Source organism: Rhizobacter sp., from assembly GCF_031412495.1.
Taxonomy (GTDB): Bacteria; Pseudomonadota; Gammaproteobacteria; order Burkholderiales; family Burkholderiaceae_C; genus Schlegelella_A.
In genome coordinates this window covers 1-12034 of the sequence record NZ_JANODC010000034.1, presented here as the reverse complement: position 1 = coordinate 12034, position 12034 = coordinate 1, and the positions used below count along the sequence as shown (strand labels likewise).

Here is a 12034-nt window from a genome sequence, read left to right as displayed (position 1 = left end):
GCCGTGACCGCGTCGGACGTGTTGAAGAACGACCCGTCGGTCACGTCGTCGTCGACGCCCGGCGATTCGGCGCTGTACGCGCAGGTGCGCGGCTTCCAGGCCGGCGGGCTGATCAACGGGCTGCAGGTCGAGGCGATCCGGCCGAACCAGCGCAACTCCTACCTGTTCAACGTCGAGCGCATCGACCTGCTCAAGGGCGTGAGCGCCTTCCTGCTCGGCGGCACGGCGCGCATGCCTCTGGGCGGCGCGCTCAACTACGTCACCAAGATGCCGACGGCCGACCCGCTGACGCGCCTGACGCTCGGCTACGCCGACGGCGGCCGGGTGCTGGTGCACGGCGACCTGAGCCGGCGGCTCGGCGACGAGAGCCAATTCGGGCTGCGCGTGAACCTGGCGACGAACCGCGGCGACACGCCCATCGACGGCCAGGACTTCCGCACCGACATGGCCGCCGTGGCCGGCGACTGGCAGGTGAGCGACGCCCTCACGCTGCGCGCGGCCTTCGAGTTCTACGACATCGAGGACCGCGGCTACCGCGACCGCTACGGCGTGGACCCGGGCTTCCAGATCCCGCGCGCGCCCGACCCGCGCATCAACCACACCAACCGCTGGGCTCGCGCCTACAACCGCGGCGGCTACGGCTTCCTGCAGGCCGACTGGCGCGTCGCGCCGGGCTGGATGCTCACCGGCAAGTTCATCAGCAGCCGCGAGCCCGAGCGCGGCTACGAGGGCAGCTACGCGCAGCTGGTCGGACCGAACGGCGAGCTGACGGTCTTCCCCGGCAACCTGCTCGGTTCGCTCGAAGACCGCAGCACCGACTTGACGCTGCGCGGGCTGGTCGAGACGGGCAGCGTCTCGCACGAGTTGGTCTTCAACGGCAGCCACACCGCGAGCGAATTCGAGTTCTCGATCGACCAGACCGGCGTGAGCTTCGGTCCCTTCGCGTCCAACCTCTATGCGCCGGTGTTCGTCGACCGGCCGGCCTTCAACAGCGACCTGCCCATCGGCAAGGGCCTGGTCTACCGCGGCGCGGGCCTGGCCGTCTCGGACCTGATCACGTTCAACCCGCAGTGGTCGGCGTTGATCGGCCTGCGCCACCAGGCGATCGAGGGCGAGAGCTACTTCGGCCCCGGCGGCGCGCAGGACAGCGCGTTCGACAACACCAAGACCTCACCGGTCGCGGCGGTGATGTTCAAGCCCGTGCCGTCGATGACGCTCTACGCGCACTACGCCGAAGGACTGGAGCAGGGCCCCGTCGCGCCGCAGACGGGCGTGAGCAACCCGAACCAGGCCTTCCCGGCCAGCGTGGCCGAGCAGGTGGAGGTGGGCGTCAAGTGGGAGAGCGAGGCCAAGCTGCTGCTGTCGGCCACGCTGTTCCAGATCGAGCGGCCGCTCGCCTTCACCAACCAGGAGACGCCGCTGCCGCGCTTCGTGGTCGACGGCACGCAGCGCCACCGCGGGCTGGAGCTGTTCGCGTCCGGGCCGGTGAACGAGGCGCTGTCGGTGATCGGCGGGCTGACGCTGTTCGACGCCGACCAAGTGGAGACCGGCGACCCGGCGCAGAACGGCCAGCGCCCGCCCGGCGTGCCGGTCTACGCGGCAAGCCTCACCGGCGATTACCGCTTGGCGGCCGTGCCGGGGCTCGGGCTGTATGCGGGCGTGTTCCGCTTCGGCCGGCAGGACGTGGATGCGCTGAACACGCAGTCGATCCCCGCGTGGACGCGGCTCGATGCCGGCGTGCGCTGGCGCACGGCCGCGCTCGGCCAGGCCACGAGCGTGCTCTTCAACGTCGACAACGTGTTCGACAAGCGCTACTGGGCGTCGGCCGGCGCGGGCCTGCAGATCGGCACGCCGCGCACGTGGCGCATGGCGGTGGCGATCGACTTCTGACGGCCCGGCTCAGGCGCGCCGGGGTGCCGCGGCGGTCGAGCGCAGCACCACGTGCGTCAGCGCCCACAGCACCACACCGAGCCCCAGCAGTACGCCGGCGATCTGGTACTGCACCGGGTCGCGGCCCGTCCAGGGCCCGGCCAGGAAGGCGCAGGTCAGCGCGCCCACCACCGGCAACGCGGTGGGCGTGCGGAAGTGCTTGTGCGCCACCGGGTCGCGGCGCAGCACGAGCACCGCGACGTTGACCACCGCGAAGACGCACAACAGCAGCAGCGCGGTGGTGCCGCCGAGTGCTGGCACCCCGCCGACGAAGCCGATGAGCCCGAAGGCCAGCAGCGTGGTGAATGCGATCGCGACCCACGGCGTGAGGCGCCGAGCATGCACTCGCCCGAGCGACTCGGGCAGCACGCCTTCGCGCGCCATGCCGTAGACGAGGCGGCTGGCCATCAGCATGTTGATGAGCGCACTGTTGGCCACCGCGAACATCGTGATGACGCCGAATACCTCGAGCGGGAAACCGGGCGCGCCGGCCGCCACCACCTTCAGCAAGGGCGTCTCGCCTTCGCCCAGCGCCTCGGGCGCGACCAGCGTCACCGCGGAGATCGACACCAGCACATAGATGAGGCCCGTGATGCACAGGCCGGCGAGCAACACCCTGGGGAAGTGGCGCACCGGGTCCTTGCACTCCTCGGCCATATTGGCGGAGTCCTCGAAGCCGACCATGGCGTAGAAGGCGATCGTCGTCGCGGCGACGACGGACCAGAAAGCGCCGCCCCCGTCGGCGCGGGCGCTGAACCGGAGCACGCGCGACACGTCGCCCTGGCCGGCGGCGATGGCCGACAGGCCGATGAAGATGATGATCAGTAGGCCGGTCAGCTCGACGCAGGTCAGGACCACGTTGAACTTCACACTCTCGCCGACGCCGCGCAGGTTGATCGCGGCGACGAGGGCCATGAAGGCGAGGCCGACGGCGGTGACGCCGAGCGGGCCGAGGCCGAGCTCGAAGGCGCCGGACAGATTGGCCGCGAACGCGCGCGACGCCGTCGATGCCGAGGTGATGCCCGAGCACATCACGGCGAAGGCGACGATGAAGGTCACGAAGTGGACGCCGAACGCCTTGTGCGTATAGAGCGCCGCACCCGCGGCCTTCGGGTACTTGGTGACCAGCTCGAGGTAGCTGAAGGCCGTGATCAGGGCCACGACGAAGGCGGCGAGGAAGGGCAGCCAGACGACGCCGCCGACGTGGCCGGCGACCTGGCCGGTCAGGGCGTAGATCCCGGTCCCGAGGATGTCGCCGACGATGAAGAGGAGCAGCAGCCACGGCCCCATCACGCGTCGCAGCGCCGGTGGCTCCGGCGGGCTGGCGCCGTCGCTGCCGGGCGGCACGTCGGCGGGGTGAGGCATGCGCCGGTGCCTCGGGCTGAGCCGGCCGCTAGGGCTTCGCCGTGCCCTCGTCCGCCGCCTCGTCGGGCAACTTGGAGATGTCGGAGGCGTGATGCTCCATGGGCGTCTTCTTGCCGGGCTGCGGCTTGGCGTCCGCGCCAGGAGCGATTTCCTCGTGGCGGTGCTTCTTTTCCTGCTGGACCTTCTTGTCGTGGGCGATGTTGCGGGGATCGGTCATCGGGTGCTCGTGAATGGACGAACAGTCATTGTCTGCCGCCCGGAGCCCGGCGCGAGTCGGACAAGGGCGTGTTCGCGCCGCGGGTGAACGATCAGTCGCGCTCGTCGGCCCGGGTCTCCGCCGATCGCGGCCCGCCTTCGCGCGGATCGCGCTCGATCGTCTCGGCGTACGCCTCGCGGGCGTTGTGCAGCTGCCAGTCGGTGATGTGCCCCATCGAGTGCATGCGCTCGACCTCGCGGAAGGTGTCGGCGAGCAGGGCCGGCTGGATGGCGCTCGGGCTCGCCAGCTGACGCAGGAGGTCGGTGTAGAGCTGCTCGGGGGTCTTGTCCATGTCGTTCTCGTTCGGCCCCTGGTCAGCCCTTGCCCATCCTGCCCTGCAGCACGGCGACCAGATGCCCCTTCGCCTCGGCCAGCTGGGCCTTGTCGGCGTCGTGCACCTTGCGGAAGAAGGCGGCGCACTCCGGCGAGCCGGCCTCCTCGGCGTCCCGGATGTACTGATCGTAGGCGACGAGCGCCTGCGCCTTGTTCTGGATAAGCGTGATCCAGTCGTAGACGAGGTCGCTCAGCGGATGGGTGTCGGTCGTCTGCTCTTTCATCGGTTTCTCCTGCGCTGCGCGTTCCGCCCGGTGGAGGCGGTTGGCGATTCCTGCATCCTGCGCAGGCGGGCGAGCGGGCCGTGTCGGAGATGGCCGCGACGGATCGTCGGAGCCGCCGCACAATGACTGGCCATGCCCCACACCGAGCCGGACTTCTTCAACCCGTACCGCCACGGCTTCGCACGCGTTGCAGTCGCCGTGCCGCGCATCCAGGTCGCCGACCCGGCCTTCAACGCCGGCGAAACGATTTTGATGTTCGAGCAGGCGGTGGCGCAGGGCGCCGTCGTCGTCGCCTTCCCGGAGCTCGGGCTTTCAGCCTACACCTGCGACGACCTGTTCCACCAGCGGGCCCTGCTCGACGCCAGCGAAGCGGCGCTCGGCCGCATCGCCGCGGCGACGGCCGGCGTCGGCGCGGTCGCGATCGTCGGCCTGCCGCTGCGCGTCGACCACCGCCTGTTCAACTGCGCCGCCGTGGTGGCCGGGGGCCGCGTCCTCGGTGTCGTGCCGAAGACCTACCTGCCGAACTACGGCGAGTTCTACGAGGCGCGCCAGTTCCAGTCCGGCGACACCGCGCTGTCGACCACGGTCCGCTTGCTCGACGCCGAGGTGCCGTTCGGCGCCGACCTGATCTTCGAATGCGCCGACCTGCCGCTGCTGAAGATCGCCTGCGAGATCTGCGAGGACGTCTGGGTGCCGATCCCGCCGTCGAGCTACGCGGCCCTCGCCGGCGCGACGGTGCTGGTCAACCTGTCGGCGTCGAACATCACGATCGGCAAGTCGGACTACCGGCACCGGCTCGTCAGCCTGCAGTCGTCGCGCTGCCTCGCCGCCTACCTGTACTCGTCGGCCGGGCTCGGCGAATCGACCACCGACCTTGGCTGGGACGGCCAGGCGCTGATCTACGAGAGCGGCGACCTGCTCGCCGAATCGGCCCGCTTCGTCACCGGCTCGCACTTCATCAGCGCCGACGTCGACCTCGAGCGCGTTTCGCGCGAGCGCATGCGCCAGAACTCGTACGGCTACTCGGTCGAGAAGCACGCCGATCGCCTGTGCGCATTCCGCCGCGTGCCCTTTGCGCTTGCCGTGCCGACGCAGTTCCCCCTCGAGCTGCAGCGCCGGGTCGAGCGCTTCCCGTACGTGCCCTCGGACCCCGCCACGCTCGACGAGCGCTGCATGGAGGTCTACAACATCCAGGTCAACGCCCTGCTGCAACGGCTGAATGCCGTCGGCGGCAAGAAGCTCGTCATCGGCATCTCCGGCGGGCTCGACTCGACGCATGCCCTGCTCGTCTGCGCCGCGGCGATGGACCGGGCCGGCCTGCCGCGGAGCAGCATCCTGGCCTACACGATGCCGGGCTTCGCAACGAGCACGCGCACGCTCGACCAGGCCCGGCGCCTCATGGCCTCGGTGCGCTGCACGGCGCAGGAGATCGACATCAAGCCGAGCTGCCTGCAGATGCTGAAGGACATCGGCCATCCGTTCGCGCGCGGCGAGAAGGTCTACGACATCGCCTTCGAGAACGTGCAGGCCGGCGAGCGGACCAGCCACCTGTTCCGGCTCGCCAACTTCCACGGCGGCTTCGTCGTCGGCACCGGCGACCTCTCCGAGCTCGCGCTCGGCTGGAGCACCTACGGCGTCGGCGACCACATGTCGCACTACAACGTCAACGCCAGCGTGCCGAAGACGCTGATCCGGCACCTCGTGCGCTGGGTCGCGGCGAGCGGCTCCGTCGAGCGCGGCGACGACGGGGTTCTCGACGACATCCTCGGCACGCAGATCAGCCCGGAGCTCGTGCCCGGCGACCCGGCGGGCCAGCCGGAGCAGAGCAGCGAGGAGAGCGTCGGCCCCTACGAGCTGCAGGACTTCCACCTCTACCAGATCCTCCGCTACGGCTACGCGCCGACGAAGGTCGCCTTCCTCGCCTGGACGGCGTGGCACGACGCGGCCCGGGGCGACTGGCCCGCCGCGCCGGACATCGCGCGCAACGCCTACGCGCTGGCCGAGATCAAGAAGCACCTGCGCACGTTCTGCTGGCGCTTCTTCAAGACCAGCCAGTTCAAGCGCTCGGCGGTGCCGAACGCGCCGAAGGTTGGCTCCGGCGGGTCCCTCTCGCCGCGCGGCGACTGGCGCGCCCCGAGCGACTCCGAGGCGACGGTGTGGCTGGACGACGTCGACCGGATTCCCGAAGCTTGATGGCTCTTCCCAGTCAACAGGAGTAATTCAGCGATGAAGCGCGTTGTCCTCTTCGTCATCACCAACCTGGCCGTGATGCTGGTCCTGTCGATCGTGCTGAAGCTGTTCGGCATCGATCGGGTCATGGCGCAGGACGGGATCGACTTCGGCTCGCTGCTCGCCTTCTCGGCCGTGATGGGCTTCGGCGGCGCGATCGTCTCGCTGCTCATCTCGAAGCCGGTGGCGAAATGGTCGACCGGGGCCACGGTCATCGACGGCAGCGAGGGCACGACCCAGGCCTGGCTGGTGGAGACGGTCCGGCGGCTCGCCGAGCGGGCCCGCATCGGCATGCCGACGGTGGCGATCTTCGAAGGGGCGCCGAACGCCTTCGCCACGGGTGCGTTCAAGAACTCGGCGCTGGTCGCCGTCTCGACCGGGCTGCTCGAGTCGATGAGCCGCGACGAGGTCGAGGCCGTTCTCGGCCACGAGGTCGCGCACGTCGCCAACGGCGACATGGTGACGCTGACCCTGATCCAGGGCGTGCTGAACACCTTCGTGATCTTCCTGGCCCGCATCGTCGGCACGCTCGTCGACCGCGCCGTGTTCCGCACCGAGCGCGGCGTCGGGCCGGGCTACTACATCACCGTCTTCGTCTGCGAGATGCTGTTCGCGGTGCTCGCCTCGCTCATCGTCGCCTGGTTCTCGCGCCAGCGCGAGTTCCGCGCCGACCGCGGCTCGGCCGAGTACCTGGGCTCGTCGCAACCCATGGTAAGGGCGCTCGCGCGGCTCGGCGGCAAGGAGCCGGCGGCGCTGCCCGAGTCGCTGCGCGCCTTCGGCATCAACGACCGCCCGGGCTGGATGGCGCTGTTCTCGAGCCATCCGCCGATCGAGCAGCGCATCGCCGCGCTGCAGGCGCTCGGCCGCTGAAGTCGGCCTGCCCGTGGCCGCCGAGGCAGGCCGGGCGGCACGGGAGCCACGCTGGCGCTCGCCGCCGTCCTACGGCCCGCGCGCAGGCGCCGCAGACCCTGCGCTTCGCCGCCGTGTTCTCGGACAAGGACATCCGCGCCGACATGATGAAGATGTTCGCCAAGGACATCGACCCGACTTCGAGGTCGAGATGCAATCTGCGACATCACCTCGTAGAACTTCATGTTCTGCACGTTCGGCAGCGGATTGTCCTGGCCGTCGATGGCCGGCCGGCATGCTCGAGCGGATCAACGCGACCAAGTGACGGCGCGATGGCACGCCTGCTGAGCTCGCTGCACCGCTTCGCCGAGGCGGTGGCGGCGGGGCTGCCCGCGCTCATCTTTGTCGCCTTCATCCTGCAGATCGCCCTGCGCTACGTCTCAACTTGCCGGTCGGGTGGACCACCGAGCTGTCGCTGGCGGCCTGGCTGTGGCTGGTGCTCTGGGGCGCGGCCTTCGTCCGCTCGTCGCCATCGTCCCCCTCAGCTGCTCGGCGTGCCCGTGGGCCACGCCATGATCGCCGGGTCGGTGCCCCTCGCTCTGGGTGTCCGAAGTCGTCTACGTGCGATCGAGACCGAGCTGCTGCAGGCGGCGCGCGCGCTCGGCTGCCGGACGGTCGACGGCGGCACGATGGCGGTGGGCCAGGCCATCGGCGCATTCGAGTTTTTCACCGGCCTGAAGGCCGATACGGCGCGGATGGAACGGCACTTCCGGCGGCTCCTCGCCGGCGCGTAACGCCTCGCCCGCGCGGGCGCTCGGGTCGGCGCCGGGACCCCGGCGCGCCGCTCAGTCGATCAGCTCGTTGGCTCGGAGCAGAACCGTACGGGGGATCGCCAGGCCCATGGCGCGGGCCGAGCGGAGATTGATGACGTGCTCGACCACGGTCGGCAGCTCCACCGGAAGCTCCGCCGCCTTCGCGCCGCGGAGGACCCGGTCCACGTAGGACGCCAGCCGGCGATAGACCTGCCGCACGTTGGGCCCGTAGCTGAGCAGGTTGCCACGCCGGGCGAACTCGGCCCAGCCGGAGGCCGCGGGCATGCGGTTCTGGAGCGCGAACTGGGCGAAGCGCTCGCTTCGCCGCATCATGCCGGCGTCGGGGAACACCATCATGGCCTGGCAGCCGGCGCGAACGGCCGCTGCGAGCGCACCTTCCGCGGCGGCGTCGCCTTCGAACGGGAGGTACTCGAGGCTCAGGCCCAGCCGGGCTGCGGCAGCCTGCGATGCCTCGAGCTCCTTGCGCTCGCCGTTGTGGGCAGGATTGGTCAGCACCGCCACACGCTTCAGACCGGGCACGGTTTCCGCCAGTGCTTCCATGCGCTTGCCGGCCAGCTCGAGGGCCAGCATGCTGATCCCGGACAAGTTGCGGCCAGGACGTGCGAGGGTGTCGACCAGGCGGCCCTCCACGGGGTCGCCGCTGAACGCGAACAGGACCGGAACAGTCGTGCCGCTGCGTTGGACGGCGAAGATGATCGGCCCCTGGGTCACGATCACGTCGGGCCGGGAGCGCAAGACCTCGGCGACGAGCGGGTCGAATCGCTCGCGCAGGTCGTCGCCCCAGTGCAGCTCGATCCGGTAGTCGCGCTCCTCCAGGTGGCCGAGCTCGGCCAGGCCGACCTTGAGCGATTCGACGAAGGGCGACTGCGGGTCGCGTTTCGAGCCGGACACCCAGGCAATCCGCGGTGGCGACGCGGCACGCGCAAGCCGCGGCAGCCCCGCTGCCACCGAGAAGGCCGCCGCCCACGAGCCGAACGCCCTGCGCCTCCTCGCAACCGGCAACCGGTGACCCGGGTGAATGCCACTCGCCTGCTGGAGCCAGTCTACTGCGTCGAGCGGCTGCCCGGCAGGCGCCAAGGGGCACGTCGGGAGCGCGGAGAAAGCTGTCAAGATGCTCGCTCACAACCAGGGGCATGATGAGGCGCTGGCGGCTCTTTCCGAAGTACGCGCTGCTGATCATCACGCTGGTCGGCGGAATGCTCGTCGCCAGCGGCGCGATCAGCGTCTACTTCTCGTGGCGAGAGACCGAAGCGCACCTGGTCGCCCTGCAGGTCGAGAAAGCGCAAAGCGCAGCGGCCCGCATCGAGCAGTACATCCTCGACATCGCGCACCAGCTCAGCTGGACCGCGCTGCCGCGGGCCAGCGTCGAGGGCGACGCGCTCGAGGAGCGGCGGATCGAGTACCTGAAGCTCCTGCGCCAGGTGCCGGCAATCACCGAAGTCAGCTGGATGGACGGGCGCGGCCGCGAGCAGCTGCGCATCGGCCGCCTCGCCATGGACGCGTTCAGTGCCGGCACCGACCTGTCGCAGGAGGCCAGGTTCCAAGAGGCTTCGACCGGCCGCATCCACTACGGGCCGGTCTATTTCCGCAAGGGCACCGAGCCGTACATGACGATCGCCCGGCCCGCCGGCGACGGGGGCGTCACCGCGGCCGAGGTGAACCTCAAGTTCGTCTGGGACGTCGTCTCGCGCATCAAGGTCGGCACCGCCGGACTCGCCTATGTCGTCGACGCCACCGGCATCCTGATCGCCCACCCGGACATCAGCCTGGTGCTGAAGAAGTCGGACCTCAGCGCCCTTCCGCAGGTCGCCGATCTCGCCGTCCCCGGCGGCAGGGGGCGCTCGCTCGCACGCAGCCTCAAGGGCGACGAGGTGTTCTCGGCCCACGCGTCGATACCGACGCTGCGCTGGACGGTGTTCGTCGAGTCGCCGCGCACCGAGGCGCTGGCGCCGCTCTACGCCACCTTGCAGCGGAACTCGCTGATCCTAGTCGCGGCGCTCCTGATCTCGATCGCGGCGAGCTTCTTCCTCGCCCGGGCGCTGGTCCGGCCCCTGCGCGCCCTGCAGGAAGGCGCTGCCCGGATCGGCGCCGGCCACCTCGACCGGCACATCGAGGTCCGCACGGGCGACGAGCTCGAGGGCCTGGCCGAGCAGTTCAACCGCATGAGCGAGCAGCTGCGCGAGTCGTACGCCGGGCTCGAGCAGAAGGTCGCGCAGCGCACGGCCGAACTGAGCGAGGCGCTCGAGCAGCAGACGGCGACGGCCGAGGTGCTGCGCGTCATCAGCGGCTCGGTCGCCGACAGCGGCCCGGTGTTCGAGAAGATCCTGGAAAGCTGCCAGCGCCTGTTCGCGAGCAGCGAGCAAGGCGTCCTGCTGGCCGGCGAGGACGGGCTGCTCCACCTCGGCGCCCATCACGGCAGCGCCCGCGAGCGGCTGCAGGCGCTGTTCCCGGTCCAGCTCGAGTTCGACGGCCCCGACCGCGACTGGCGCATCACGCACGTCCGGGACGTCCTCAACGACCCCGACGTTCCGCCGCGCCTGCGGGCCATCGCCGAGAGCATCGGCGTGGGCACCTACTCGCAGGTGATCGCGCCCATGGTGTGGAAAGGCGAAACGATCGGCAGCCTCTACGTGATCCGCCAGCCGGCGACCGGGTTCACGGACAAGGAAACCGGCCTCCTGCGCACCTTCGCCGACCAGGCGGTGATCGCGATCCAAAACTCGCGCCTGTTCAACGAGACCCGGGAAGCGCTCGAGCAGCAGACGGCGACGGCCGCCGTGCTACAGGTCATCAGCAGCTCGGTGGCCGACACCCAGCCGGTGTTCGACAAGATCCTCGACAGCTGCGAGCGGCTGTTCGCCGGCACCGGCCTGGGCATCTACCTGGTCGACGACGCCGGGATGCTGCGCATGGGCGGCTACCGGGGCAACTCCCTCGGCCCGAGCGGCAGCGTCCAGGCCATCGCCGGCGCGTTCCCGCGGCCGCTCGAGGGCACCGCCACCGAGAACGCGATCCGGGCCCGCCAGGTCATCCACTACCCGGACGCACTCGCCGGCGCCGACGTGCCGGCGCCGATGCGCCGCATCGCCGCCGAGATCCGCAACTTCTCGATCGCGGTGGCGCCGATGCTCTGGGAAGGCCGCGGCGTCGGCGCCATCCAGGTCTCGCGCAGCCCGCCGGCGCCGTTCACCGACAAGGAGCTGACGCTCCTCAAGACCTTCGCCGACCAGGCCGTGATCGCGATCCAGAACGCGCGCCTGTTCAACGAGATCCAGGCCAAGAGCCGCGAGCTCGAGATGGCCAACAAGCACAAGTCGGAGTTCCTCGCCAACATGTCGCACGAGCTGCGGACGCCGCTCAACGCGATCATCGGCTTCTCCGAAGTGCTCTCGGAGAAGATGTTCGGCGAGGTCAACGAGAAGCAGCTCGAGTACCTGCTCGACATCCACTCCTCGGGCCACCACCTGCTCTCGCTCATCAACGACATCCTCGACCTGTCGAAGATCGAGGCCGGCCGCATGGAGCTCGACCTGGCGACGACCAGCCTGCCGATGCTGCTCGACAACTGCACGACGCTGGTGCGAGAGCGGGCCCGCCGGCTGGGCCTGGTGCTGGCGCTCGATATCGAGGCCGGCCTCGGCGACTGGACGGCCGACGTCAGGAAGCTCAAGCAGGTCGTGATCAACCTGCTCTCCAACGCCGTCAAGTTCACGCCGGCCGGCGGCCGCGTCACGCTGCGTGCGCGCCGGCTCGAGAACGCGGTCGAGATCGCGGTGGTCGACACCGGCGTCGGCATCGCGGCCGACCAGCAGGCGCTCGTCTTCGAGGAGTTCCGCCAGGCCGGGGGCGACTACCTGAGGAAGTCCGAGGGCACCGGCCTCGGCCTGGCGCTCGCCAAGCGCTTCGTCGAGCTGCACGGCGGCACGATGCGCGTCGAGAGCGAGCCCGGGCGGGGCTCGACCTTCGCCTTTATCCTTCCGGAGCGCGTGATGGAGGCCGTATGAGCACGATCCTGA

At 70.1% G+C, this 12034-nt stretch carries 9 protein-coding genes and 1 pseudogene; 5 read left to right on the top strand and 5 right to left on the bottom strand.

Annotation, left to right across the window (positions count from 1 at the left end):
* The coding region (locus AC30N0_RS01240; protein WP_489516122.1) for a TonB-dependent receptor at positions 1 to 1890 on the top strand (1890 nt) is incomplete at its 5' end.
* A gap of 9 nt (positions 1891 to 1899) precedes the next feature.
* On the opposite strand, the gene AC30N0_RS01235 is transcribed toward AC30N0_RS01240, so the two are convergent.
* From AC30N0_RS01235 to AC30N0_RS01220, 4 genes are all read right to left on the bottom strand, one after another.
* Positions 1900 to 3294: an APC family permease gene (locus tag AC30N0_RS01235; protein ID WP_489516121.1), complete on the bottom strand. Its 1395-nt coding sequence runs from the start codon at positions 3292 to 3294 to the stop codon at positions 1900 to 1902.
* Positions 3295 to 3322: 28 nt separating this feature from the next.
* The gene (locus AC30N0_RS01230) at positions 3323 to 3511 is read right to left on the bottom strand and encodes a hypothetical protein (RefSeq protein WP_489516120.1); all 189 of its coding nucleotides are present in this window, start codon (positions 3509 to 3511) and stop codon (positions 3323 to 3325) included.
* A gap of 91 nt (positions 3512 to 3602) precedes the next feature.
* On the bottom strand, positions 3603 to 3842 hold the full coding sequence (locus AC30N0_RS01225) for a hypothetical protein (RefSeq protein ID WP_489516119.1): 240 nt from the start codon (positions 3840 to 3842) through the stop codon (positions 3603 to 3605).
* A gap of 22 nt (positions 3843 to 3864) precedes the next feature.
* The gene (locus AC30N0_RS01220) at positions 3865 to 4107 is read right to left on the bottom strand and encodes a hypothetical protein (RefSeq protein WP_489516118.1); all 243 of its coding nucleotides are present in this window, start codon (positions 4105 to 4107) and stop codon (positions 3865 to 3867) included.
* A 132-nt stretch (positions 4108 to 4239) separates the two neighbouring features.
* Here AC30N0_RS01220 and AC30N0_RS01215 point away from each other — a divergent pair, with 132 nt between their 5' ends.
* From AC30N0_RS01215 to AC30N0_RS01205, 3 genes and pseudogenes are all read left to right on the top strand, one after another.
* Positions 4240 to 6300: an NAD(+) synthase gene (locus tag AC30N0_RS01215; RefSeq protein WP_489516117.1), complete on the top strand. Its 2061-nt coding sequence runs from the start codon at positions 4240 to 4242 to the stop codon at positions 6298 to 6300.
* Between the two features lie 33 nt (positions 6301 to 6333).
* A complete protein-coding gene (htpX, locus tag AC30N0_RS01210; protein ID WP_489516116.1) occupies positions 6334 to 7206 on the top strand; it encodes a protease HtpX in 873 nt (290 codons plus the stop codon).
* 576 nt (positions 7207 to 7782) lie between these two features.
* A pseudogene (locus AC30N0_RS01205) lies at positions 7783 to 7979 on the top strand (shikimate dehydrogenase); the annotation flags it as partial.
* 51 nt (positions 7980 to 8030) lie between these two features.
* Here AC30N0_RS01205 and AC30N0_RS01200 read toward each other — a convergent pair.
* Positions 8031 to 8909: an ABC transporter substrate-binding protein gene (locus AC30N0_RS01200; RefSeq protein ID WP_489516115.1), complete on the bottom strand. Its 879-nt coding sequence runs from the start codon at positions 8907 to 8909 to the stop codon at positions 8031 to 8033.
* A 242-nt stretch (positions 8910 to 9151) separates the two neighbouring features.
* Between AC30N0_RS01200 and AC30N0_RS01195 the strand changes: the two genes are divergently transcribed.
* On the top strand, positions 9152 to 12022 hold the full coding sequence (locus tag AC30N0_RS01195; RefSeq protein ID WP_489516114.1) for an ATP-binding protein: 2871 nt from the start codon (positions 9152 to 9154) through the stop codon (positions 12020 to 12022).
* Positions 12023 to 12034: the final 12 nt, after the last annotated feature.

Coding starts and splice junctions, on each gene's coding strand:
- AC30N0_RS01235 (WP_489516121.1), bottom strand. CDS start 3,294: ATGCCTCACCCCGCCGACGTGCCGCCCGGCAGCGACGGCGCCAGCCCG.
- AC30N0_RS01230 (WP_489516120.1), bottom strand. CDS start 3,511: ATGACCGATCCCCGCAACATCGCCCACGACAAGAAGGTCCAGCAGGAA.
- AC30N0_RS01225 (WP_489516119.1), bottom strand. CDS start 3,842: ATGGACAAGACCCCCGAGCAGCTCTACACCGACCTCCTGCGTCAGCTG.
- AC30N0_RS01220 (WP_489516118.1), bottom strand. CDS start 4,107: ATGAAAGAGCAGACGACCGACACCCATCCGCTGAGCGACCTCGTCTAC.
- AC30N0_RS01215 (WP_489516117.1), top strand. CDS start 4,240: ATGCCCCACACCGAGCCGGACTTCTTCAACCCGTACCGCCACGGCTTC.
- htpX (WP_489516116.1), top strand. CDS start 6,334: ATGAAGCGCGTTGTCCTCTTCGTCATCACCAACCTGGCCGTGATGCTG.
- AC30N0_RS01195 (WP_489516114.1), top strand. CDS start 9,152: ATGATGAGGCGCTGGCGGCTCTTTCCGAAGTACGCGCTGCTGATCATC.